Source organism: Cloacibacterium normanense (assembly GCF_002943105.1).
GTDB lineage: Bacteria > Bacteroidota > Bacteroidia > Flavobacteriales > Weeksellaceae > Cloacibacterium.
On record NZ_PTPZ01000002.1, the window covers coordinates 467,347 to 491,468 of the forward strand.

General features: G+C 34.4%; 19 protein-coding genes. 6 read left to right on the forward strand and 13 right to left on the reverse strand.

Annotation, left to right across the window (positions count from 1 at the left end; all coding sequences use genetic code 11):
• Positions 1-8: 8 nt before the first annotated feature.
• From nadB to C3729_RS05220, 4 genes are all read right to left on the reverse strand, one after another.
• The gene (gene nadB / locus C3729_RS05205) at positions 9-1,583 is read right to left on the reverse strand and encodes an L-aspartate oxidase (protein ID WP_069800089.1); all 1,575 of its coding nucleotides are present in this window, start codon (positions 1,581-1,583) and stop codon (positions 9-11) included.
• 116 nt (positions 1,584-1,699) lie between these two features.
• Entirely contained in the window at positions 1,700-2,176 is a 477-nt protein-coding gene (gene rnhA, locus C3729_RS05210; RefSeq protein ID WP_104793173.1) for a ribonuclease HI, read from the reverse strand.
• 87 nt (positions 2,177-2,263) lie between these two features.
• A complete protein-coding gene (gene dnaB, locus C3729_RS05215; protein WP_104793174.1) occupies positions 2,264-3,829 on the reverse strand; it encodes a replicative DNA helicase in 1,566 nt (521 codons plus the stop codon).
• A gap of 164 nt (positions 3,830-3,993) precedes the next feature.
• Positions 3,994-5,229: an MFS transporter gene (locus tag C3729_RS05220; protein WP_104793175.1), complete on the reverse strand. Its 1,236-nt coding sequence runs from the start codon at positions 5,227-5,229 to the stop codon at positions 3,994-3,996.
• Between the two features lie 59 nt (positions 5,230-5,288).
• Here C3729_RS05220 and C3729_RS05225 point away from each other — a divergent pair, with 59 nt between their 5' ends.
• Positions 5,289-5,624 (forward strand): DMT family transporter, encoded by a 336-nt coding sequence (locus tag C3729_RS05225; RefSeq protein ID WP_104793176.1) that lies wholly within the window; start codon positions 5,289-5,291, stop codon positions 5,622-5,624.
• Here the strand turns inward: C3729_RS05225 and C3729_RS05230 are convergent, their stop codons facing one another.
• Positions 5,625-7,127 carry a GH3 auxin-responsive promoter family protein gene (locus tag C3729_RS05230; RefSeq protein WP_104793177.1) on the reverse strand — a complete coding sequence of 501 codons (1,503 nt, stop codon included), beginning with the start codon at positions 7,125-7,127 and terminating at the stop codon, positions 5,625-5,627.
• 136 nt (positions 7,128-7,263) lie between these two features.
• On the opposite strand from C3729_RS05230, the gene mfd reads away from it, so the two are divergent.
• Together mfd and pth are read left to right on the forward strand one after the other, a co-directional pair.
• Positions 7,264-10,617, forward strand: coding sequence for a transcription-repair coupling factor (mfd, locus tag C3729_RS05235; protein WP_104793178.1), 3,354 nt, complete (start codon positions 7,264-7,266; stop codon positions 10,615-10,617).
• Positions 10,618-10,670: 53 nt separating this feature from the next.
• Positions 10,671-11,234: an aminoacyl-tRNA hydrolase gene (gene pth / locus C3729_RS05240; RefSeq protein ID WP_104793179.1), complete on the forward strand. Its 564-nt coding sequence runs from the start codon at positions 10,671-10,673 to the stop codon at positions 11,232-11,234.
• Between the two features lie 51 nt (positions 11,235-11,285).
• On the opposite strand, the gene C3729_RS05245 is transcribed toward pth, so the two are convergent.
• The 8 genes from C3729_RS05245 to rfbB form a co-directional block, all read right to left on the reverse strand.
• Entirely contained in the window at positions 11,286-12,419 is a 1,134-nt protein-coding gene (locus C3729_RS05245) for a hypothetical protein (protein WP_104793180.1), read from the reverse strand.
• Entirely contained in the window at positions 12,403-13,119 is a 717-nt protein-coding gene (locus C3729_RS05250) for a phosphatase PAP2 family protein (RefSeq protein ID WP_133159941.1), read from the reverse strand. The genes C3729_RS05245 and C3729_RS05250 overlap by 17 nt, the downstream gene beginning before the upstream one ends.
• Before the next feature lie 280 nt (positions 13,120-13,399).
• Positions 13,400-14,035, reverse strand: a complete 636-nt coding sequence (locus C3729_RS05255) for a carbonic anhydrase (RefSeq protein WP_069800117.1) — start codon at positions 14,033-14,035, stop codon at positions 13,400-13,402.
• 102 nt (positions 14,036-14,137) lie between these two features.
• Complete coding sequence (locus tag C3729_RS05260; RefSeq protein WP_104793182.1) at positions 14,138-15,727, reverse strand: SulP family inorganic anion transporter; 1,590 nt, start codon at positions 15,725-15,727, stop codon at positions 14,138-14,140.
• Between the two features lie 147 nt (positions 15,728-15,874).
• On the reverse strand, positions 15,875-16,168 hold the full coding sequence (locus C3729_RS05265) for a hypothetical protein (protein ID WP_069800120.1): 294 nt from the start codon (positions 16,166-16,168) through the stop codon (positions 15,875-15,877).
• A gap of 13 nt (positions 16,169-16,181) precedes the next feature.
• Positions 16,182-16,859 (reverse strand): carbonic anhydrase, encoded by a 678-nt coding sequence (locus C3729_RS05270; protein WP_104793183.1) that lies wholly within the window; start codon positions 16,857-16,859, stop codon positions 16,182-16,184.
• 128 nt (positions 16,860-16,987) lie between these two features.
• Positions 16,988-17,842, reverse strand: a complete 855-nt coding sequence (gene rfbA, locus C3729_RS05275) for a glucose-1-phosphate thymidylyltransferase RfbA (RefSeq protein ID WP_104793184.1) — start codon at positions 17,840-17,842, stop codon at positions 16,988-16,990.
• Between the two features lies 1 nt (position 17,843).
• A complete protein-coding gene (gene rfbB / locus C3729_RS05280) occupies positions 17,844-18,923 on the reverse strand; it encodes a dTDP-glucose 4,6-dehydratase (protein WP_104793185.1) in 1,080 nt (359 codons plus the stop codon).
• A 281-nt stretch (positions 18,924-19,204) separates the two neighbouring features.
• Here rfbB and rimP point away from each other — a divergent pair, with 281 nt between their 5' ends.
• From rimP to infB, 3 genes are read left to right on the forward strand one after another with little or no spacing between them, the layout of a single operon-like run.
• Positions 19,205-19,672, forward strand: coding sequence for a ribosome assembly cofactor RimP (rimP, locus tag C3729_RS05285; protein WP_104793186.1), 468 nt, complete (start codon positions 19,205-19,207; stop codon positions 19,670-19,672).
• A 57-nt stretch (positions 19,673-19,729) separates the two neighbouring features.
• Positions 19,730-20,965, forward strand: coding sequence for a transcription termination factor NusA (gene nusA / locus C3729_RS05290; RefSeq protein ID WP_104793187.1), 1,236 nt, complete (start codon positions 19,730-19,732; stop codon positions 20,963-20,965).
• A gap of 60 nt (positions 20,966-21,025) precedes the next feature.
• Complete coding sequence (gene infB / locus C3729_RS05295) at positions 21,026-23,899, forward strand: translation initiation factor IF-2 (protein WP_104793188.1); 2,874 nt, start codon at positions 21,026-21,028, stop codon at positions 23,897-23,899.
• Positions 23,900-24,122: the final 223 nt, after the last annotated feature.

The window sequence follows — 24,122 nt, forward strand, 5'->3', positions numbered from 1 at the left end:
ATGAATCTTTAAGCAAAATCTTTATTGTAAAAAGCACCTTTGTTTTCTTTCATCGCCAAAGAATGCTTAATAATAAGGTAAGAAACATTCACCAGATTTCTTAATTCTGATAATTCTGGCGAAATTACTGAATAATTATACAATTCTGTAACCGCTTCGTAGATTTCTCTTTGTTTTTTTTGAGCAAGTTGCAATCTTTCGTTGCTTCTTACGATACTTACCAAATCGCTCATCATTTCTTGAAGTTGTTTTCTTAGATAAGTGATGAGTACTTTTTCTTCCATTACTTTCATGCCTTCTTCATTCCATTCTGGTACATTTTCTAGGTCGAAGTAATTAAATTCGTCTTTGTGAAGCAATTCTATAGATTTCATCGCAGCATTATGACCATAAACCAAACCTTCCAAAAGTGAATTAGAAGCGAGACGATTTGCGCCGTGCAATCCAGAATTGGTGCATTCTCCCACTGCAAATAGATTTTTGATAGAAGATTGTCCGTCTTTATCTACCACGATTCCGCCCATTAAATAATGACTTGCAGGAACCACAGGAATCAGTTGTTTAAATGGATCAATTCCTTCATCCATACATTTTTGATAAATATTAGGAAAATGTTCTATGAACTTTTCTTTATCCATTTCTCTACAATCAAGGCCTACATATTCATCACCAGAAATTTTCATTTCGTTGTCAATGGCTCTTGCGACAATATCACGCGAAGCTAATTCTTCTCGCTCATCATATTTGTGCATGAATTTTTCGCCATTTTTGGTTCTGAGTTTTGCGCCGTCACCGCGTACTGCTTCCGAAATTAGGAAGAGCATTCCGTCTCGTTTAGAATACATTGCGGTAGGGTGAAACTGAATGTATTGCATGTTAGAAACTTTACCGCGAGCTCTGTGTACAAAAGCAATTCCGTCTCCTGTGGCAATTTTTGGATTTGTGGTGTTTTTATAAACGTGACCAGCTCCTCCAGTTGCTACCATGGTTACTTTTGCGGTAATTTTTTTTATTTTTTTATTTTTTTGGTCTAGAACATAAGCTCCATAACAAGAAATATTTTCTAAATCAAAGTTTTTATTGGGAATGTGGTGTTGAGTGATTAAATCAATAACGTAATGATAATCAAGAATTTCTATATTCGGAGATTTGTTGCAATATTCTAAAAGTGCCCGTTCTATTTCGGCACCTGTAATATCTTTATGGTGAACAATTCTAAATTCGGTGTGACCACCTTCTCTTCCGAGTTTAAATTCACCGTCTTCTTTTTTGTCAAAATTTACGCCCCATTCTACAATTTCTCTGAAACGGTCTGGTCCTTCTTTGATGACCATTTCTACCACTTCTCTATTGTTTTCGTAATCTCCAGCGCGCATCGTATCATCTATATGTTTCTGGAAATTATCTGTGTCTAAATCCATTACTACTGCTAAACCACCTTGAGCATATTTGGTGTTGGTTTCGTCTTCCTCAGCTTTGGTGACGATGGTGATTTTAGCATCTGGTAATTTTTCAGAAATTTTAATGGCGTAAGAAAGTCCCGAAATTCCTGAGCCAATTACCAATACATCTGTTTTTATCATTTTAAAAATTGAGATTTGAAATTAGAAAGTCTGTAAAACTACATTTCAAATGTAAGGATTTTGAAAAGAATAGGCAGAATTCTGCTAAAGAAATTGACTATAATCTTTATTCAGATTTAAAACAATCCGCCCTCTTTTTGATTTTCAAAGAAGGTGTCAATTTTTAAATTTGATGATTGAGAAGCTTTTACAGCGAGTTGGTCGCAGATTTCATTTTCAGGATGACCAGCATGACCTTTTATCCAATGAAATTCTATTTTATGTTTCCTAAAAAGCGGAATAAATCTTTGCCACAAATCGGGATTTTTCACATTTTTAAACCCTTTTTTTATCCAACCAAAAATCCAATTTTGGTTAATAGCATCGGCTACATATTTAGAATCAGTGAAAACATGAACGTTTTCTTCGGGATTTTTCAACTTTTCAAGTGCTTCAATCACCGCGAGAAGTTCCATTCTATTGTTGGTGGTCAAACGGAAACCTTCGGAAAAAGTTTTTTGATATTTTTTTTCAGGAACACGCATGAGAATTCCATAGCCACCTTTTCCAGGATTGCCACTACAAGCGCCGTCTGTGTAAATTTCGATTTTCATGTAAGTAAATTCGTGAAACTGAAAATTCGTAAAATCGTGAGCAAAAATATATTTTTACAATTTTACGAATCTTCGATTTTACATTATTTAGAACGGCATTTCAGCATCATCGTCATCATCATTCATGGCAGAACCAGAAATATTTCCGTTGTCTGGTAAACCAAATGCTGCACCTGGATCTATGGAAACTCGCAATTTATCAAAACCGCTTGGTTCATCCTGTTGCGCAAAACCAGAAGAATGATAGCTTCCGAAAACGTCTAAATCTGAGAATTTGGCTAAGCTTCCATGGAAACTTAATCTTACATCTGCAATAGAACCGTTTCTGTGCTTCGCAATGATAAGTTCTGCTTGGTTCGCAGAAGGTGTTTCGTCTTCCCAAGTGTCAATTTTATAATATTCTGGTCTGTAGATGAAAGAAACGATATCTGCATCTTGCTCAATTGCTCCAGATTCTCTCAAATCCGAAAGTTGAGGTCTCTTATTTGGACGGGTTTCTACGGTTCTGGATAACTGAGAAAGTGCAATAACTGGAACGTTTAATTCTTTTGCAATGGCTTTTAGTGAACGAGAAATCGTCGCAATTTCTTGCTCTCTGTTTCCTGCTCCTTTTCCGCCAGAATTAGCGGTCATCAACTGTAAATAATCCACCATGATGATTCTTACGCCATGTTGCATTACCAATCTTCTACATTTTGCACGGAAATCAAACACCGAAAGTGCAGGTGTTTCGTCTATATAAAGCGGTGCGTTTTCAAGAGCGGCAACGTTTGAAAATAGTCTTTGCCATTCTTCTTCAGACATTTGTCCTTTTCTCAATTTTTCAGAAGAAATTCCTGTTTCTGAGGCAATCATCCTTGTGATGAGCTGTACAGATGCCATCTCCAGAGAGAATAGCGCCATCGGAATATTGTGTTCTACAGTGATGTTTCTCGCCATAGAAAGGAGAAATGCGGTTTTTCCCATTGCAGGACGTGCCGCGATGATGATTAAGTCAGAACTTTGCCATCCTCCTGTTTCTTTGTCTACATCTCTAAATCCTGATGGAATACCAGACAGTCCTTCTTTGTCTTTTAAAGACTTAATTTTATCAATCGCTTCTTTTACCAAGGAATTTGCGGTATCAAAACCTTTTTTGATGGTTCCATTGGTAATTTCGAAAAAAGATTGTTCTGCTTTGTCCAGCAATTCAAAAACGTCTGTAGATTCCTTATAAGAACTGTCGATTACATTCGCAGAAACATTAATCAAACTTCTGAGAATGAATTTTTCTAGAATTACACGAACGTGATATTCTATGTGAGCGCTCGAAGAAACGCCCATGGTAAGGTCTATAATGTAATGGTCACCTCCAGCAAAACCTAGTTTTTCTTCTTTTTTGAGCTCTTGGATTACGGTCATTAAATCTACAGGTTCGTTTTTTTCGTACAATTTTAAAATTGCAGAAAAAATAACTTGATGTCTCGGGTCGTAAAAAACCTCGGGAGTTAATAAGTCTATAGAATAATCTAATCCTTTTTTGTCAATCAAAAAAGTTCCAATAACCAATTTCTCGAATTCAACTGCATTAGGCGGCATTTTGCCTGCTGAAATAGAAAGTTCCTTCGCGAAATTACCATGTGTTAAACTTGATAATGTTTCCTTCTGTGCCATTGCACAAAGATAGAATTTTTAAATTTTTTTTGAGGTTAAATCTGCTTTTTGCGGATAATAATCTGCAAATGCTTTGTTAATGGAAGATGAAGCGAAATTCCGAATGTTGATAAGTTTTTGACTTATTGATATTTAAACTTTTTTGAAAATAATTCTGGGCTTTTTTAATATTCCATTTTTCTCAATTTTGGAACAAATTTCCCTACAAAAAGTGCAATAAGAACGGTCATGGTTCCGCCAAAAACGACTGACCTTACTACGCCTAAAAGTTTAGCAGCTACACCGCTTTCAAATTGTCCCATTTCGTTACTCGACATAATGAAGATTGAATTTGCACTCATCACTCTTCCTCTGATATGATCTGGAGTTTTCAACTGTACGATGGTTCCTCTTATCACGACTGAAATTCCGTCAAAAATTCCGCTCAACATAAGGAATAAGAAAGATAACCAGTAGAGTTTTGACAAGCCGAAACCAACGATGCATAAACCAAATCCAGCCACTACACCGATTAAAATTTTGCCCTGATTTTTTCTTAATGGAATGAAAGAAAGCGTTACAATAATCATCATAGAGCCAATATCTGATGCTGCGTTGAGAAGTCCGAAACCATCAGCTCCCACTTTTAAAATATCACTGGCAAAAACAGGAATCATGGCAACTGCTCCGCCAAAAAGTACGGCAAACATATCTAAACACAATGCTCCTAGAATTTCTTTCGTTCTATAAATGTAAGTGATTCCTTCTTTCATAGAAGTCCAAACTTGCAACTCATTTTTATGATATTCTGACTGTTGTTTTTTGATTTGAAAGAAAAATAAGGAAGCCAATAAAATTAAAAATAAAATAACGACAAGAGTCCATTTTATCGTGATGAGCGCGATGAGAAATCCGCCAATTGCGTGTCCTGAAACAGATGCAGTAAGAAAAGTAGCTTGGTTTAAGGTAATAGCGTTAGCTAATTTTTCTTGACCTACAATTTTGGGAATCATTACCGGAACAATCGGGCCGATGAAAGCTCTACAAATTCCTGTAAAAAATATAATTCCGTAGATGTAATACGTGATTTCGAGACCTGTAAAATGAAGATTAGAAGCATAAAATGCAGGAATCAATAACAACGCAATCAGCACAAAATATCCCGAAGTGCACAAAAGAAGCATTCTTTTTTTCTCGTTCATGTCGATAACATGACCAGCGTACAATGCTGTAGAAACGGCAGGAATAACTTCCGAAAGTCCTATTAAACCTATCGAAAATGGATCTTTGGTGAGTTGATAAACCCACCATCCTAATAAAGTGGCGAGCATTCTAAACGCTAGAATTAGAAAAAATCTTCCGGTAAGTAAGTTTCGGAACTCTTTATTTTTTAGAGTTTTAATGGGCTCAAGAGAAATCATTGAGCAAATATAAAAGAATTAGAAATATTTTTTTAATAGTTAAAGTCTATATTTGTGCTATGAATTGGTTAATACTCATCATCGCAGGATTATTCGAAACTGCATTTGCGTTTTGTTTAGGAAAAGCACAAGAAACCACAGGCAAAGAAAACCTCTATTGGTGGTCTGGATTTGCAGTTTGCCTTTTTCTTTCTATGTTTCTCATGTACAAAGCTATTGCTGGCGAAAACGGTTTGCCAATCGGTACAGCTTACGCAGTTTGGACGGGAATTGGAGCGGTAGGAAGCGTTTTGATGGGAATCTTTTTCTTTAACGAACCAGCCACTTTTTGGCGCATCTTTTTTGTGTCAACTTTAATCATTTCAATTGTAGGATTGAAGTTTGTGAGTGAGTAGTTAGATTTTAAAATTCTTTAAAAAATCGCCAATCTTTCTATCATTTGCCAAACGTGGAATTTTGTTTTGTCCGCCCAGTTTTCCTTCAGATTTTGCGTATTCTTGGAAGGCGTTTTTCTGCAATTTGGTGATTTTTAAAACTTGCAAAATATTTCCAGCAATCAAATCATCATAATACGTGTTTCTTTTGCGCATTTCTGCATCAAGGTTTTGACGGAAATCTTCTAAATTTTCTGGCTCTTTTTCAAATTCTATAAACCATTCATGGTGTGGCAATTCTCCATTTTCGGGATTTACCTGTGGAGCGAGATGAAACTCCGTAATTTGCGCTGGGAATTTCTCTACGGTTGCTTTCATTGCTTCTTCTACTTCAAAAGCAATCACATGTTCACCAAAAGCTGAGGTGAAATGTTTGGTTCTTCCAGAAACTAAAATTCTATGTGGATTTTTAGAAATAAAACGTACCACATCACCAATAGAATAAGCCCAAAGTCCAGAATTTGTTGTCAAAATCAATGCATAATCTTTATTGAGTTCAACATCTTTTAACGTCAATCTTGGAGCGTCTGGTTTACCATATAATTCCAGCGGAATAAATTCGTAGAAAATTCCGTGATTCGATTGTAGTAAAAGTCCTTCTTTTTCATAATCATCTTGAAAAGCAAAAAAGCCTTCACTTGCAGGAAATGTTTGAATAATATCTACTTTTCCGCCCAATAATTCTTCCATTTTCTCACGATAAGGTTCGTAGTTTACACCGCCTGTTACAATGAGTTGAAGATTTGGAAACAATTGTTTTATTTTTTTGCCATTTCTTTCAATCAATTTTTCAAAATACATAATTAACCAAGGTGGAATTCCCGAAATCAAAGTCATGTTCTCTTTTTCGGTTTCTTCTACAATTTTGTCCACTTTAGTTTCCCAATCTTCTATGCAATTGGTTTCGTAGCTCGGCAATCTGTTTTTTTGCAAATATTTTGGGATGTGATGCGCTACAATTCCTGAAAGTCTGCCTGTTTTTATATCGTTAATATCTTCCAGTTCTGGCGAACCTTGCAAGAAAATCATTTTTCCGTTTACAAAATCGGCATTATTTTTTTGAGCAATGTAGTGGAACAATGCAGATTGTGCTGCTTTTACCTGAAAATCCATTCCTTCTTTGGTCAAAGGAATATATTTGGTCCCAGAAGTGGTTCCAGAAGTTTTGGCAAAATATTCTGGTTTTTCTGGCCAAAGAATATTTTTGTCGCCGTGTTTTACTTTTTCTACAAAAGGTTTTAGGTCTTCGTAGTCAGAGATTTTCACGTTTTTCTGAAAATCTTCTACCGATTTTATTTCCAAAAAGTTATGCTGAAGTCCGAAAAGTGTTTTTTCGGATTTTTTGACCAAGTCTAATAACAATTTTTCCTGAAGAACTTCGGCGTTATTTTTGAAGTCTTCCGTTTTGGCAACATGGTTTTTCGCCCAAATTTTGGCGATGCTTTTCTTTAAGAAATTTATCATTTGCCAAAGTTAAAAATAAGTTTTGAAAAAACTATCTTTGCACCGTCAAACGATTTCGGAGCAACCCGAAATCGCTTTTGTCGTTTTATCAATTTTTGAAAAACGATGAAAAAAATTACAACTTTACGATATTACAATGCTAAAAAACATTAGTCAAACGCTTATTCCCGAGTTTTTAAGAAAGAATTTTGGAAAAGAACTTTTTGAGAATTTAGACCAAAACCAACATATTTCTGTGAAGGGTTTTGCTGGTTCTGTTCCGTCTATTTTGGTGGCAGAATTATTTCTTACACAGAAAAAAGATGTTCTTTTTATCATTGACGATAAAGAATCTTCTAATTATATCACTTCGGAATTAGAGGAAATGATAGGCGAAGAAAACATTTTGTATTTTCCTGAAACACATTTAGAACCTTATCAAGTTGAGAAAACTCAAAATGCAAACATCGTTTTACGAACCGAAGTTCTCAATCGTTTGAATTTTGATAAAAAGAAAAAAATTATCGTTGCCACCGCTTCTTCACTTTCAGAAAAAGTGTTGAAAAAGGAAGATTTCAAAGCGATTTCTCACACGATAAAAGTTGGCGACCAACTGGATTTTGATTTTACTGAAGAATTATTGAATCAGTTCAATTTTAATTATACCGATTTTGTTTCTGAACCTGGAGAGTTTTCGGTTCGTGGCGGAATTGTAGATGTTTTTTCTTACGCTTATGAGAAACCGTTCAGAATTACTTTTTTTGGGAATGAAGTAGAAAGTATTAAGGAATTTGACATCGAAACTCAACTTTCCACAGGAAAAGTCAATGACTTTGAATTGGTTTCTAATATGAATTTTGCGGTTTCAGGAAGCAAGGTTTCTCTATTGGATTTATTGCCAAAAGATAGTTTTATTGTGACTAAAAATGCTTATCTCACCGTAAAAAAGCTCAAAGATTTTTACGAAAAAGCAGAGCAAAAATTTGAAACGCTAAGTAAAGAAATCAAGCATCAAAAACCAGAAATTCTTTTCGTTTCTGATGAAGTTTTCCTGCAAAATTTAGAAAAATTTAAAGTCATCGATTTTACGTCTCAACAACTTAACGATTTTACGACTTTACAATTAAATCAAACCGCACAACCTACCTTCCACAAAAATTTTGAGCTTCTCGCCGAAGATTTAAAAGAAAAAAAAGAAGAAGGTTATGAAACTTGGATTTCTTTTTCAGGGGAAAAACAAAAGGAAAGATTAGAGAGTATTTTTGAGGAATTGAACCATGATTTACCGTTTAAATCTTTCAAATCAGAGCTTCATGAAGGTTTTGTAGATTACGAACTAAAAGTTTCGGTGTATACAGATCATCAGATTTTTGACCGTTACCAAAGATATAAAGCCAAAAATTCTTTTGCCAAATCTGAGCAATTAACGCTGAAAGATTTAATGTCTCTAAAAGTGGGAGATTACATCACGCATATTGACCACGGAATTGGGAAATTTATGGGTTTGGTGAAAGTTACCAATGACGGAAAAACACAAGAATGTTTCAAATTGACGTATAAAAACAACGATTTGCTCTACGTTTCCATCCATTCGCTGCATAAAATTTCAAAATATAACGGACCAGATGGAAGAGAAATTGTTCTCAATAAACTCGGTTCTCCAACTTGGAAAACTTTAAAGCAAAAAACCAAAGCAAAAGTTAAACAAATTGCATTTGACCTCATCAAATTATATGCTCAGAGAAAGACTACAAAAGGTTTTTCGTTTTCGCCAGATTCTTATTTGCAGAATGAATTAGAGGCGAGTTTCATTTACGAAGATACTCCAGATCAGGAAAAAGCAACGCAAGATGTGAAAAATGATATGGAAAATGATGGTGTAATGGACAGATTGATTTGTGGTGACGTTGGTTTCGGAAAAACGGAAGTCGCAATTCGTGCAGCGTTCAAAGCGGCAACCGATGGAAAACAAGTCGCGGTTTTGGTTCCTACCACGATTTTGGCGTTTCAACATTACCGAAGTTTCAAAGAAAGATTGAAAGATTTTCCAGTAAATATTTCTTATTTGAACCGTTTCCGTTCTGCCAAACAAAAAAATGAAACCAAAGAAGGTCTCAAAAATGGTAAAATTGATATCGTTATCGGAACGCATCAATTGGTAGGAAAAGATATAGAATTCAAAGATTTAGGCCTTTTAATTATTGATGAAGAGCATAAATTCGGCGTAAATGTAAAAGATAAACTCAAAACGTTAAAAGCGAATATTGATACCTTGACTTTAACCGCAACGCCCATTCCAAGAACGCTTCAGTTTTCTTTGATGGCTGCAAGAGATTTATCGGTCATTAAAACGCCACCGCCAAATCGTCAACCAGTTGATACACAAATCGTTGGATTTAATGAAGAAATTCTAAGAGATGCGATTTCTTACGAAATTCAAAGAGATGGACAGGTTTATTTCATCAATAATAGAATAGAAAATCTGAAAGATATTGCAGGCTTAATTCAGCGTTTGGTACCTGATGCGAGAGTGATTACAGGTCACGGACAAATGGACGGAAAAGAATTGGAAGCCAGAATTCTCGATTTTATGGAAGGGAAATATGATGTTTTGGTTTCTACCACGATTGTAGAATCTGGAGTAGACGTTCCGAATGCGAACACGATTTTTATTAATGATGCGCAAAAATTCGGGATGGCAGATTTGCACCAAATGCGAGGTAGAGTTGGACGAAGCAATCGAAAAGCGTTTTGTTATCTGATTACGCCACCGTTTGATATGATGACTTCGGATGCCAGAAAACGTCTCGAAGCGATAGAACAGTTTTCGGATTTAGGAAGCGGTTTCCAAATTGCGATGAAAGATTTAGAAATCAGAGGAGCTGGAGATTTATTGGGAGCAGAACAAAGTGGTTTTATCAATGAAATGGGCTTTGAAACCTATCAAAAATTAATGCAAGAAGCATTGGAAGAATTGCAAAATGAAGATGATTTCCAAGATTTATTTGAGAATGAAGAAGACCGTAAAAAATTATTCAAATCTCAGAAAGAAGTCAACATTGACACTGATTTTGAGTTGATGTTGCCAGATTCTTACGTGAATTCTACGGAAGAAAGACTTTCATTATACCAAAAATTAGCAGAAATCCCAACCAAAGAAGAATTGCAGAAATTTGAAAATGAATTGGTTGATAGATTCGGGAATTTACCGAAAGAAGCCGTTAATTTGTTGAAATCTGTAGAACTGAAATGGCTCGCAGCGGAAATTGGTTTCGATAAAATCGTCATGAAAAACGGAGTTTTCCTCGGGTATTTTCCTGATAATCCTCAAGATAAATTCTACCAAAGCCAAAAGTTCAGAAATATTATCGCTTATCTTTCTCAAAATCCTAGAGAAGCTCAACTGAAAGAAAAATCGGGAAAAGAAGGCAATCAATTGATGATGAGAAAAGATGCCGTGAAAAATGTAGATGAGGTGAATGTTCTTTTAAATAGAATTTTGTCACATTAAAAATTAAAAAATTAAATTTGCGCTCAACGAGCATTAATAAATATTCAAAAAACGTGAAATACTTAATCGTAGGTTTAGGAAACAAAGGTGAAGAATACGCAGAAACGCGTCATAATATTGGTTTTAAAGTAGCTGAAAAAATTGCACAAACTTTAGAAGCACCTTTTAAATCTGCCAATTTCGGCTGGGTTTCAGAAGGGAAATACAAAGGAAGAAAAGTTTTTGTGCTAAAACCAGATACATATATGAATCTTTCGGGAAATGCAGTAAGATTTTGGATGCAAAAAGAAAATATTCCGTTAGAAAATGTATTGGTAATTACCGATGATTTGGCGCTTCCTTTTGGTACTTTAAGAATGAGAAAAAAAGGTTCAGACGCTGGTCATAACGGTTTGAAGAACATTCAAGAGGTTTTACAAACACAAAATTACGCAAGATTGCGTTTCGGGATTTCTGCAGATTTTTCCGAAGGAAAACAAGTAGATTATGTTCTCGGAAAATGGAACGAAGAAGAGCAAAAAACGTTGCAAGATAGGATAGAGTTATTTACAAAAGCCAGTTTGTCTTTTGTTTTCGCAGGAGTTAATAATACGATGAATACTTTTAATGGAAAATAGTTGTCAGTTGTTGGTTGTCAGTTGATAGAAAATGCCGACAACCAACAACCATCAACCAACAACCAAATTCTTCCTAAAAATACAATACTCTTTATACAAATTAAAACCATCCAATTTCTCAATTTCGCCACGCATTTTCAGGTTGTCTTTCATAATGAGATGAGAATCAACAGTTTTAAAGCCTAATTTCAATGCAGAACCGAAAAGCATGGTTGCTAAAACCGCATCCAGACCTTTGTTTTGATAATTGGGATGAATCGCGCCCAACAAAAGTTGAAGCCTTTTTGAAGTTTTCATTGCCCATAAAATTCTTGCCCAACCAAAAGGTAAAATTCTTCCTCTTGAATTTTTTATCGCTTCGCTTAAATCTGCCATTGCAATGATGAAAGCGAGCAATTCGCCGTTTTCATCGGTAATCATTTTGATGAGTTTTGGGTTGAGAAGTGGCAAAAAACGTTCCGCAAATTCCGTCATTTCGTCTTCGGTGAGTTTTGTGAAGCCGTAAATTTCGGTGTAGGTTTTGTTGATGAGGTCAAAAACAGGTTTTACATAAGGTTTTACCGCTTTTGTTGAGGTAAATTCTACCGTTTTTATCTTTAAATTTTTAGAAACTCTTTCGTTGAAATTTTTATATCTGTTCAGAATTTGCGCAGTAATCGGAACGTCATATTGCACTAAATCTACAAAGTTTTCGTAGTGATTTTCCTTAATGAAATCTACCATAAACGGAAAACTGTGATTGGTGACGAGCATTGCTTTTTCTTCGAAACCTTTGGTAAGAAAACCTTGAGGTTCTTTGTCTGAAAATGCCATTGGTCCGATGATTTCTGTACAGTTTTTAGATTTTGCCCAAGTTTCCACTGCATTAATTAAAGCATTGAAAACTTCTTTATTCTCAAAACATTCAAAAAAAGAAAATCTGGCGTCATTTTTCCCGTGAAATTTATTGTAATCTGTAGGAATTACACCCATAATTCTGCCAACAGCTTTTCCTTTTTCGTGTGCAAGGAAAAGTACCGCTTCGTTGTGTTTGAAAAGAGAATTTTTGTCTTTATCAAAGAATTTTTCATCATCCATATACAACGGATGAAGCCAATTTTTATGGTTTTTATGAATTTTTTCGGGAAGATAAATAAACGTTTTTAAGTCTTCTCTGGTCTTGACTTCTTTAATTGAAACGGACATCCAATTTATGGTTTAAAAATTTGTAAAACTTAAAGGTAAGAAAAAATACAATCGGCGCAGAAAGAAATCCCGCAACTACATCTACAAAATAATGTGCCTTAATGTAAACCGTAGAAAACATCAATAAAACAACAAATGGAATGAAATATTTTACTGATTTTCTAAAATTTTGATACAACCAAAAAATAACAATCCAAGAAATCCCTACATGTGAACTTGGGAAAGCAGCGGTGGGAACTTCGCCGTTTTTTTGAATGAGTTTGACCATATTCCCGAAAATTCCTTGGGCTTCAATCGTGTTATCTGGAAACGAAAAATAAAACTGAGGACCTTCTGCTGGAATCAATATAAAAGTGAAATAATACAGTAAAAATGAAGTGATTAAAATGAAGCTAAATTGTTCTATTTTCTGTGGAATTTTGAGATAAATTATCAAAAAAGCAGCTAATGGTAAAAGGTAATATGAAAAATACCCGAAGTAAAATAATTCACTGAAATACCAAGAATCAAAAGTTTCAGAAAATCTTACTGAGGGCTGAAAACCGAATATTTTTTGGTCTAAATGAGATAGAAAACCATCAATTTTTGGGAAAATTAAAGTATTTAAAATCGCAGTTTCTTTGTATAGAAAAGTCATCAAAGCGTAAATCGTAATTCCTTCGGCTAAGTAAAAAAACTTAGAAGAAATTTTATTTTTCAAAAAGAGAAATGCTAGAAAAATAATTAAAAATAAAAGTCGGACTCCAAAAAAAATGAGGTCTAGAAAAAGGCTTGGTTGTGTAAAAAGTACTACCAATTCTATTCCGCAGAAATAGAAAAGTAGGGAGAACCAAATTATAGATATGTTTTTCAAGAGGGTGAAAATTTCATCAAAAGTACAAAAAAAGCCCCTAATTAAGGGGCTATAGCGAGAAAGTGTTAATTAAAAATCAAAGTTATATGAAGAAATTCTCGCTTGTGTTATATATTAGTCGCAAAAACTAGAGCCATGTTACAACTCCAGTTTCCACATCGTAATTTGCACCTACAATTTTTATCTTTCCTTCTTTCTCTAAATTTCTTAAAGTAGAACTTTGGTGACGAATATCTTCGATGGTTTTTTTGATATTACAAAGCGTTAATCTATCTAATAAATCATCATTTTTAGAAGAACGTTCTTCTCCTTCTTTGATGATTTCGTGTATGCAAGGCTCGAAATGATAGATAAGGTGATTAAGATTATCCATTCCAAGTCCTTCAATTTGCGGAGCATCTAATCCACCTTTTAGAGCGCCACATTTGGTGTGTCCTAAAACCACTACCAATTTAGAACCTGCTACATTACAAGCAAATTCCATAGAGCCTAAAATATCTTGATTGGCAAAATTTCCTGCAATTCTGATGCTGAAAATATCACCTAAACCTTGGTCGAAAATAAGTTCTGCAGAAGTTCTACTGTCGATACAACTGAGTACCGTTGCAAAAGGCCATTGTCCTTCTCTGGTATCGTTTACTTGCTCTAGTAGGTTTCTGTTTACTTTAAGATTGTTTACAAATCTTTGGTTTCCTTCTTGTAAAAAAAGAAGTGCTTTTTCTGGGGTAATCGTAGATTGAGTTTCTGAAGTATGTGCTTTCATAATTTTTTCTTTTAATTTTTTAAAAACCTTTTCGGAACGCTGAAGTTTGGTTCCGAAAAGGACACAATGTTAATTTAATAGGTATGAAGTTATGATATTTTTTTAAATTACTCTTCTGTGTGAGATGGTAATGTGTGAATGTTGGTCCTTTTCATATTCTTTGTAAGAAGTTTTAAATCCTTCTAAAACCACTTCTATATCTTCTTCTCTGGCTCTTACGTTAGCAAAATCCGAGATTAAGTCTATAATATCATCAGAGACATAAGAAGTTTTCTTAGCATTAATAATCACTTTAGAATTTGGCTTAATATTTTTAAGCGTTTTTTTGATGGCTGCTTTGTTTAAAAATGAAACTTCTTCTGCCAAATCTATGGTGATTTCATCAGCGCTTTCTAGATCTTCTCTACTCAAATAATAAGCACGTTTCATGTTTCCAAGTAGCAAGAAAAGAATACTGATGGCTAAACCAATTCCTACTCCTTTTAATAAATCTAATGCTACCACTGCAATAATAGTAGCGATGAAAGGGATAAATTGATATTTTCCTTTGCTCCAGAAATGGCTAAGTTTTGCAGGGCTTGCTAATTTATAACCTACCATTAGTAAAACTGCTGCTAAAGTCGCCAAAGGAATTTTGTTCAATAAAAATGGAATAGATAAAACAGATACTAACAATAAAAAACCATGAACAATAGCCGAAATTTTACTTGTTGCACCAGCATTAGCATTTGCAGAAGTTCTTACTACCACCGAAGTCATAGGTAAACCTCCAATAAAAGAAGAAACTAAGTTGCCAATACCTTGTGCTTTCAACTCTAAGTTAGTATCTGTTATTCTTTTGTGTACGTCCATTCTATCTGCAGCTTCTATACATAATAATGTTTCTATGGAAGCTACAACTGCTATAGTTGCACCAATAATCCAAACTTGTGGATTAAGAAATCCTGAGAAATCTGGAAAAGTGATTAAGTTTTTAAAATCTTCAACTGATTGAGGAACCGGAAGTGTTACCAAATGTTCTCTAGAAATTTCTAGCGCGCTTCCTCTGAAAACTTCATTGAATAAAATCCCAACAATTACCGCTACTAAGGCTCCTGGTAAAAGTTTAATTTTTTTGAGGAAACTTACTTTTTCCCAAGTAATAAGAATAGCTAGGGAAATAATCGTCACTAAAACCGCTCCTGGTGTAACAGCATTTGCTAATCCTGATAAATATTCAGATAGATTAAAGCCGTCAAAAATCTGAAGATTTCCTTCAAAATCTTTGTCGTAACCTAAAGCGTGTGGAATTTGTTTTAAAATGATAATAACTCCAATTCCGGCTAACATTCCTTCGATAACGTTATTGGGGAAATAGTTAGAAATACTTCCTGCTCTTAGAAAACCAAGTGCCAATTGTATAAAACCTGCAATTAAACCTGCAGTTAAAAATAATTCGAAACTCCCTAAATCAGTGATGGCTCCTAAAACGATGGCTGCTAAACCTGCAGCAGGTCCAGAAACGGAAATAGGAGAGTTGCTGATGAATCCTATCACGAGTCCGCCTACAATTCCTGCTAAAATTCCAGAAAGTGGTGGTGCACCAGATGCTAATGCAATACCTAAACAGAGTGGTAATGCTACGAGAAATACTACAATTCCCGAAGGAATATTTTCTTTTATTCCGCCGAATAAAGTGTTTGTTTTTTTCATTGTATGAATATCGATATGTATTTACAATCAATTACTTAGATGTAAGTAATCAATTCTAATGTTTGAAAATTTAATTTGTTAAAAAGCGTCAAGGAACAGCCCATTTTTTTGAAAAAAGGGCATAACTTTCCTATGAAATTTTAAAAATTAAACTTCTGGAGGCGGAGAAAATATCGATTTAAAAGGACTTAGATGAATAGAATCGTCCTTAAGGATGTATTTGCTGATTTTTTTATCAGAAAAGAAAACGCCAATAAAATCTTTAGAATTATAAGGTTTTGGGGGAAACTTTTCATTGTAATTGGCGAGATTATTTTTAACCTCTTCTTCTGAAATATTATTATTGAGCGTAGGAATTTCCCAATCAAAAATCACAGCGATACTTGGTAAAGCTGTAAAATTGATGAAAACTGCCAGAACAAAAATGCTCAAATACTTCATATCGTAAACTTTCTTAGAAGTTTTTATTATTTTTTCTGCTCATCACCCAATCAGAATTGGTTAGGTCATAAACTTTTTGAATATTTTTCAATATTTCTTCGAAATCTATATTTAAGTCAATTAATTTCCCTGTTTTGAGGTCGAAAACCCAACCGTGAACTATAGGATATTGGTCTAAAATATATCTTTCTTGTACACAAGCCATTTTAATAACGTTGATGCATTGCTCTTGAACATTCAGTTCAATCAATCTATCATAGCGCAATTGCTCGTCTTTTATTGCGTCTAATTCTTCTTGGTGCAATCTGTAAACATCTCTGATGGTTCTGAGCCAAGGATTCATTAATCCAAAATCTTGAGGCGTCATCGCTGCTTTTACACCACCGCAACCATAATGGCCACAAACAATAATGTGTTTTACTTTTAAATGTTGTACTGCATACTGAATGACAGCAGTAGAACTCATATCTAGGGTATTCACTAAGTTGGCAATATTTCTATGCACAAAAACTTCGCCGGGTTTCATGCCCATTAATTCTTCGGCGGTTGCACGACTGTCGCTGCAACCTATGTAAAGATATTCTGGACTTTGACCTTCTGCTAATTTTTTAAAAAAATCAGCATCTTGGCCGAGTTTTTCTTCAACCCATTTTCTATTATTTTCGAAAATAGTTTCGTAGCTTTTACCCATAATTTTTCATTTACAAATGTAGAATAAAAAATTTTTAAATACATCTAAATTCCGATAGATAGCATCAATTTTTATTCCAAAATAAGGACTTTAAGACTTTTTAACATTTACTGTTGTTAAAAAAGGGTTTATATTTTTTTTAAATAATCACCATAACCACTTTTGCCATATTTTTCGGCAGCAGCTAAGAGTTGTTCTTTATTGATAAAGCCTTTCTTGTAGGCAATTTCTTCTATACAAGAAATTTTGAAACCTTGTCTTTTTTCTAGAACTTTTACAAATTCTGAAGCTTCGTGTAGCGAGTCAAAAGTTCCCGTATCTAGCCAAGCTGTTCCGCGAGACATTACGCCCACTTCTAATTCTCCTTTTTCTAGATAAATTCTATTAACATCGGTAATTTCTAATTCTCCTCTTCGTGAAGGTTTCAGATTTTTGGCAATTTCTACCACTTGATTATCATAGAAATATAAACCTGGAACTGCGTAATTAGATTTCGGTTGTTGAGGTTTTTCTTCAATAGAAACAGCTTTATAATTTTCATCAAATTCTACTACACCATATCTTTCTGGGTCAGAAACTTGATATGCGAAAACGCAACCGCCTTTTACGTCTGTTTTGCTTTCTAAAAGTTGAGGTAAACCACTTCCGTAGAAAATATTATCTCCCAAAACTAAGGCAACAGATTCTTCGCCGATGAATTCTTCTCCTAAAATAAAAGCTTGAGCTAAACCATCTGGAGAAGGCTGAACTTTATATTCAAACTTACAGCCAATAGAAGAACCATCTCCCAATAATTTTTTGAAACTTTCTTGATCTTGAGGTGTGGTGATGATTAAAATCTCACGAATCCCTGCCAAAAGCAATACAGAAAGCGGATAATAAATCATGGGTTTGTCATAAACAGGCATAAGTTGCTTGCTTACTGCAATGGTAAGTGGGTAGAGTCTGGTTCCTGAACCTCCCGCGAGGATAATGCCTTTCATTTTAGTGATATTGTTTTTCGTAATATTTTTGATAATCTCCAGAAGTTACATTATTTAGCCATTCTTCATTTTCTAAAAACCAATCGATGGTTTTCGCTAATCCTTCTTCGAAAGTTACACTTGGTTTCCAGCCTAAATCTTTGTTCAATTTTGTTGCATCAATCGCATAACGTTTATCGTGACCTGGTCTATCTTTTACGAATGTAATCAATTTTTCACTATAACCGGCTGGTTTTCCTAATTTTGCATCCATTTGTTTGATGAGTTCTTTAATCAAATCTATGTTTTGCCATTCATTCCAGCCACCAATATTGTAAGTTTCTCCCGTTTTCGCTTCATGGAAGATTTGGTGAATTGCTCTAGCATGATCTACTACATATAACCAGTCTCTGGTGTATTTTCCATCGCCATAAATTGGTAATGGTTTTTCATTGATGATATTATGAATACAAAGCGGAATCAATTTTTCTGGAAAATGATTCGGGCCGTAATTGTTAGAACAATTAGAAATTACAAAAGGCAAACCGTAAGTGTTTCCATAAGAACGCACGAAATGGTCAGAAGCTGCTTTGCTTGCAGAATACGGAGATTTCGGGTCGTAAGAAGTTTCTTCTGTGAAAAAACCAGTTTCACCAAGAGCGCCATAAACTTCATCAGTGGAAACGTGGTAAAAAAGGTTTTCTCTTTTTCCTTCAGGAAAGTTTCCGTGGGTATGTTCTGGATTGAGCGCCCAAAATTCTTTACATAAATTCAGAAGATTTGCTGTTCCAAAAACATTGGTGTTGATAAATGCGTTCGGGTCTGTAATGCTTCTGTCTACGTGAGATTCTGCAGCCAAATGAATAACTGCATCAGGATGATGTTTTTCAAAAACTTTTCTGAGTTCTTCAGGTTTGGTAATATCTGCTTTCTCAAAAAAATAATTGGGTTCGTTTTCTATATCCTTTAAATTCTCGAGGTTTCCAGCATACGTTAAAGCATCTAGGTTAATGATATTATATTCTGGATTGTTTTTTACAAATTCACGAACTACGTGTGAACCAATAAATCCCGCACCTCCTGTTATGATGATGTTTTTCATGGTTTATATTGATGTTTATTCTTATTTAAATATAAATTGTATGTTTTTTTGGGGGATAAATAATTTGTCTTAAACTTTTGTTTGAATTGTAGATATTGGTATTTAAAATTTATGCAAAGTTAATGAATTTTTGAGTTCTAGGGTAAATTCTTAATCTTTTGAAAACCAACAATCTTTGCAAAATTCAAAATTATTATGTATATTTGCCTCGGATTTACGGAAAAGAAATGAGAAGGCTTCGAAAGAAAGCCTTTTTTCGTAGCGTAACCTCAAATGTGATTATGGATTTTAGAGCAAAAGTAGAGCAACTCGTTCATGAGTTTTTAGAAACTAGAAAAGACCTGTATCTCGTTGATTTAAAGATTTCTGCAGGAGATGATATTGCGGTAATTTTAGATGGAGATGAAGGTTTAAGTCTTCAGGATTGTCTTGATGCAAGTAGAGCAGTAGAATTTAATCTTGACAGAGAAGAGCATGATTTTTCTTTGCAAGTCATGAGTCCTGGATTAAGTGAGCCGTTGAAACTTCCTCGTCAGTTTAAGAAAAACATGGGCAGAGAGATAGAGCTGCTTCTGAATTCTGATGAAAAAATACAAGGTGAAGTAGTAGCGGTAGATGATGAAAAAGTAACCGTTGTATTAAGATACAGAAGGCCTAAATTAATAGGGAAGGGAAAAGAAGATGTGGTAGAGAATAAAGAAATTCCTTACACTGAGATAAAAAAGGCTCTTGTAGTCATTAAATTTTAGTCTTTTTAGGGCTAAAACTGATTTAAATAACATTAAAATTAATATAAAAAAATTAAAATGGACAATTTAGCGTTGATTGAATCCTTTGGTGATTTTAAAGACGAAAAAGGGATTAGTAAGATTGATTTAATGGCCATCATTGAAGATTCATTGAAAACTCTTTTGAGAAAAAGATATGATTCTGATGACCATTTTGACGTGATTGTAAACCCTGATAAAGGAGATTTTCAGATATTTCTAAATAAAACAATTGTGGAAGATGAAATGTCAGAAGATGATGATTTAGAAATAGAAATTTCAGAAGCGAAAAAAATAGACCCTACTTTCGAAGTAGGTGAAGAATATACTCAAGAAATTCCTGTAGCACAACTGGGAAGAAGAAATATATTAACCCTTAAGCAAATTCTAGCAACTAAATTGCAAGAGCATAACAATGCAATGCTTTATGAGCAATTTAAAGATAGAATTGGTGAATTGGCTATTGGTGAAGTACATCATATTCGTCACAAACATGTAATTTTGTTGGATGATGAAGGAAATGAATACATTTTACCAAAAGAAAACCAAATTCCTTCTGACTTTTTCAGAAAAGGAGATAATGTAAGAGCGATAATTGAAACGGTAGATTTCAAAGGTTCTAAGCCTCAAATTATTGTTTCTAGAACAGCTCCTAAATTCCTAGAAAAGTTATTAGAACTTGAGATTCCAGAAATTCAAGATGGTACTATTATTTTGAAAAAAGTAGTGAGAATTCCTGGTGAAAAAGCGAAAATCGCTGTAGATGCTTATGATGATAGAATAGATCCGGTTGGAGCTTGTGTAGGGGTGAAAGGTTCTAGAATTCATGGTGTAGTAAGAGAATTGAGAAATGAAAATATAGACGTTATTCAATGGTCTAAAAATTCAGAAATTCTTGTGAAGAGAGCACTTGGTAATGTGACGATTAATAAAGTAGAAATCAATGAAGATGAAAACTACGCACTCGTTTACACGCCAGTAGAAGAAATTTCTAAAGTAATCGGTAAACAAGGGCAAAACATTAGATTGGCATCTTGGTTATCTGGTTTTGAAATAGATGTTTACAGAGAAAAACAAGCAGATGATGATGTGGAATTAACAGAATTTGATGATGAAATCGAAGCTTGGATTATTGCTGAGTTTAAGAAAGTAGGATTAGAAACGGCGAAAAGTGTTTTAGATAAAGATACAGAAGCGCTAGTAAACATGACCGACTTAGAGGAAGAAACGATAGAAGAAGTAAAAAGAATTCTAAAAGCAGAATTCGAAGATTAATATCTTTAATTTTATAACAAAAATAATTTGGCTTAATAGCCTAAAAGCAATTTACAATCAATGCCAAAAATTAGATTAAATAAAGCGGTAAAGGAATTTAATATCTCGATGTCTAGATTAGTAGAGTTTCTACAATCAAGAGGCTTCGAAGTAGAAAGCAATCCAAACGCTCAATTAGAAGAAGCGGCATATGCAGCATTAGAAGCGGAGTTTGCTAGAGATAGTGAACAGCGTAAAGCTTCTCATGAGGTAGTGATTTCTAAAGTTCCAGAAGAAAAATTAGAAATTGAACCTAAAAAACCAGAAGTGATCAAAGCGAAAGCTCCATCTATCGGTGAGGCTAGAGTTTTGGGTAAAATAGAATTAGAAAAACCTAAGGCAGAAGTTCCTGCTGTAGAGCCAGTAATCGCTCCAGAGGAATCTAAAAAGGAAGAAGTTAAAAAAGAAGAGCCTAAAAAAGAGGAACCTGTGGAACTTAAAGTTTTGGATAAAATTGATTTAAGTAAAATAGAATCTAATAAACCAAAACCTTCTCCTAAAAAAGAAGAAAAACCTAAACAAGAGGCTCAGAAATTTGAGAAAAAAGAACTTCCAAAGCCAGAAGTGAAAAAAGAGCAACCAAAAGCTCCAGTAAAAGAAGAAACTACTTCTGTTAAATTTGATGAGCCTGAAAAAATTAAAACGGTTTATCAAAAACTAGATGGTCCAAAAATTGTCTCTACAGAGAAAATAGACCTTTCTCAGTTCCAAACTAGACCTTCTAAACCAGACCCAAATAAGAAGAAGCAGAGAAAGAGAATTAATAATGGTCCGGCTCCTACACAAGGACAGAACCAACAAGGTCAAGGTGGTGGTAACAATAACCAACAAGGAGGCGATAAAAAACCTTTTAACAGAGATAATAACAATCGTCCGAACCAAGGTGGAGGAAACAATAACCAAGGCGGAGCGAACAGAAACAGACCTCATAGCCCTAATTATAAAGGAGGTGCTAATAAAGGCAGAGAAAAAGTGATGCCTGTAGAACTTTCTGATGAACAAATTAAAAACCAAATCAAAGAAACTTTAGAAAAACTAACGAATAAAGGAGGTAAATCTAAGGGTTCTAAATATAGAAAAGAAAAGAGAACCTACCGTAGAGAGCAGGATGAATTACAGCAAGAACTAGAAGCAGCAGACAGAACACTTCGTGTTACTGAATTTATCACTGTTTCAGAGTTGGCATCTTTAATGGATGTAAGTGCTACAGAAGTAATTTCTGCATGTTTCTCTTTAGGTGTAATGGTTACCATGAACCAAAGATTAGAAGCAGACACTCTTACTTTGGTGGCTGATGAATTTGGTTACAAAATAGAATTTGCAGATGCAGATTTAGAAGCAGAATCTGAAGAGGAAGTACAAGATACCGAAGAAGATTTATTGCCAAGAGCTCCGATTGTGACCGTAATGGGACACGTAGACCACGGTAAAACTTCATTATTAGACTACATCAGAAAAACCAATGTAATTGCTGGGGAATCTGGAGGTATTACGCAGCATATCGGTGCATATAATGTGAAATTAGAGGGAGGACAAAGAATTACATTCTTAGATACACCTGGTCACGAAGCCTTTACAGCGATGAGAGCGAGAGGTGCACAAGTTACCGACATCGTAATTATTGTAGTAGCTGCGGATGATGATGTAATGCCACAAACCAAAGAAGCGATTGCTCACGCACAAGCTGCTGGTGTTCCTATGATTATTGCAATCAATAAAGTAGATAAGCCGAATGCAAATCCAGACAACATTCGTCAACAACTTTCTGGAATGAATATTCTAGTTGAAGAATGGGGAGGAAGTGTACAAGCTCAAGAGATTTCTGCGAAATTTGGTAATAATGTAGATTTATTATTAGAAAAAGTATTGCTTCAAGCAGAAATGTTAGAGCTAAAAGCTAATCCTAATAAAAATGCAAGTGGTGCAATCATTGAAGCATCTTTAGATAAAGGAAGAGGTTATGTTTCTACAGTATTGGTACAAGCTGGTACACTTAGAGTAGGAGATTATGTAGTAGCGGGTAAAAACCATGGTAAGATTAAAGCCATGTTAGATGAAAGAGGAAGACAACTTACTGAAGCTGGCCCTTCTATTCCTGTAACGATTCTAGGTTTAGATGGAGCGCCAACTGCTGGTGATAAATTTAAAGTTTACGAAGACGAAAGAGAAGCGAAATCTATTGCGAACAAACGTGAACAATTACAGAGAGAACAAACCATCAGAACTAAGAAACACCTTACTTTAGATGAATTAGGAAGAAGAATTGCTCTAGGAGACTTCAAAGAATTGAACATTATCCTAAAAGGAGACGTGGATGGTTCTGTGGAAGCGCTTTCTGATCAGTTACAAAGACTTTCTACTGCTGAAATCAGCGTGAATATTATTCACAAAGGTGTTGGTCAAATCACTGAGTCAGACGTATTATTAGCTGCAGCATCAGATGCTATTATGATAGGATTTAATGTAAGAGCTGGTGCTAACGCAAAAGAATTGGCAGACAGAGAAGAAATAGAAATCAGAACTTATTCTATTATCTATGCAGCAATAGACGATGTAAAAGAAGCGATGGAAGGTATGCTTTCTCCAGAAATCAGAGAACAAGTAATAGGAAATGTAGAAATCAGAGAGACATTCAAGATTTCTAAAGTGGGTACTATTGCTGGTTGTATGGTTCTAAACGGAAAAGTAACCCGTAATTCTAAAATTAGACTTCTACGCGATGGAATTGTAAAATTCGATGGTGAATTAGAATCTCTAAAACGTTTCAAAGATGATGTAAAAGAAGTTACCAAGGGCTATGAGTGTGGTCTTAACATTAAAGGCTATAATGACATAGAGGTAGGTGATATCTTAGAAGTCTATGAAGAAATAGAAGTAAAGAAAAAACTTAAATAGTTTATTTACAATAGCAAATCCCGAGTAAAATCGGGATTTTTTATTGCCAACCCTGTTATTTATATTAATTCTAAATAAAATTCATTTTTTTATTTTTTTTTGAAAAAATTAACATTTAAAAAAACATAAATTTAAAAATCATTAATTATATAAAATTTTTATGAACACTTTTTAATAAAAGATAAATATGTTGTTTAAAATGATAAAATATAATATTATTTAT

What these genes read in the sequence shown, in the direction of transcription:
- C3729_RS05230 (WP_104793177.1), bottom strand. Translation starts at nt 7,127, where the DNA reads ATGATAAATTTCTTAAAGAAAAGCATCGCCAAAATTTGGGCGAAAAAC.
- rfbB (WP_104793185.1), bottom strand. Translation starts at nt 18,923, where the DNA reads ATGAAAAACATCATCATAACAGGAGGTGCGGGATTTATTGGTTCACAC.
- C3729_RS05265 (WP_069800120.1), bottom strand. Translation starts at nt 16,168, where the DNA reads ATGAAGTATTTGAGCATTTTTGTTCTGGCAGTTTTCATCAATTTTACA.
- rfbA (WP_104793184.1), bottom strand. Translation starts at nt 17,842, where the DNA reads ATGAAAGGCATTATCCTCGCGGGAGGTTCAGGAACCAGACTCTACCCA.
- nadB (WP_069800089.1), bottom strand. Translation starts at nt 1,583, where the DNA reads ATGATAAAAACAGATGTATTGGTAATTGGCTCAGGAATTTCGGGACTT.
- dnaB (WP_104793174.1), bottom strand. Translation starts at nt 3,829, where the DNA reads ATGGCACAGAAGGAAACATTATCAAGTTTAACACATGGTAATTTCGCG.
- C3729_RS05255 (WP_069800117.1), bottom strand. Translation starts at nt 14,035, where the DNA reads ATGAAAGCACATACTTCAGAAACTCAATCTACGATTACCCCAGAAAAA.
- nusA (WP_104793187.1), top strand. Translation starts at nt 19,730, where the DNA reads ATGGACAATTTAGCGTTGATTGAATCCTTTGGTGATTTTAAAGACGAA.
- rimP (WP_104793186.1), top strand. Translation starts at nt 19,205, where the DNA reads ATGGATTTTAGAGCAAAAGTAGAGCAACTCGTTCATGAGTTTTTAGAA.
- infB (WP_104793188.1), top strand. Translation starts at nt 21,026, where the DNA reads ATGCCAAAAATTAGATTAAATAAAGCGGTAAAGGAATTTAATATCTCG.
- C3729_RS05270 (WP_104793183.1), bottom strand. Translation starts at nt 16,859, where the DNA reads ATGGGTAAAAGCTACGAAACTATTTTCGAAAATAATAGAAAATGGGTT.
- C3729_RS05220 (WP_104793175.1), bottom strand. Translation starts at nt 5,229, where the DNA reads ATGATTTCTCTTGAGCCCATTAAAACTCTAAAAAATAAAGAGTTCCGA.
- mfd (WP_104793178.1), top strand. Translation starts at nt 7,264, where the DNA reads ATGCTAAAAAACATTAGTCAAACGCTTATTCCCGAGTTTTTAAGAAAG.
- C3729_RS05260 (WP_104793182.1), bottom strand. Translation starts at nt 15,727, where the DNA reads ATGAAAAAAACAAACACTTTATTCGGCGGAATAAAAGAAAATATTCCT.
- C3729_RS05225 (WP_104793176.1), top strand. Translation starts at nt 5,289, where the DNA reads ATGAATTGGTTAATACTCATCATCGCAGGATTATTCGAAACTGCATTT.
- C3729_RS05245 (WP_104793180.1), bottom strand. Translation starts at nt 12,419, where the DNA reads ATGTCCGTTTCAATTAAAGAAGTCAAGACCAGAGAAGACTTAAAAACG.
- rnhA (WP_104793173.1), bottom strand. Translation starts at nt 2,176, where the DNA reads ATGAAAATCGAAATTTACACAGACGGCGCTTGTAGTGGCAATCCTGGA.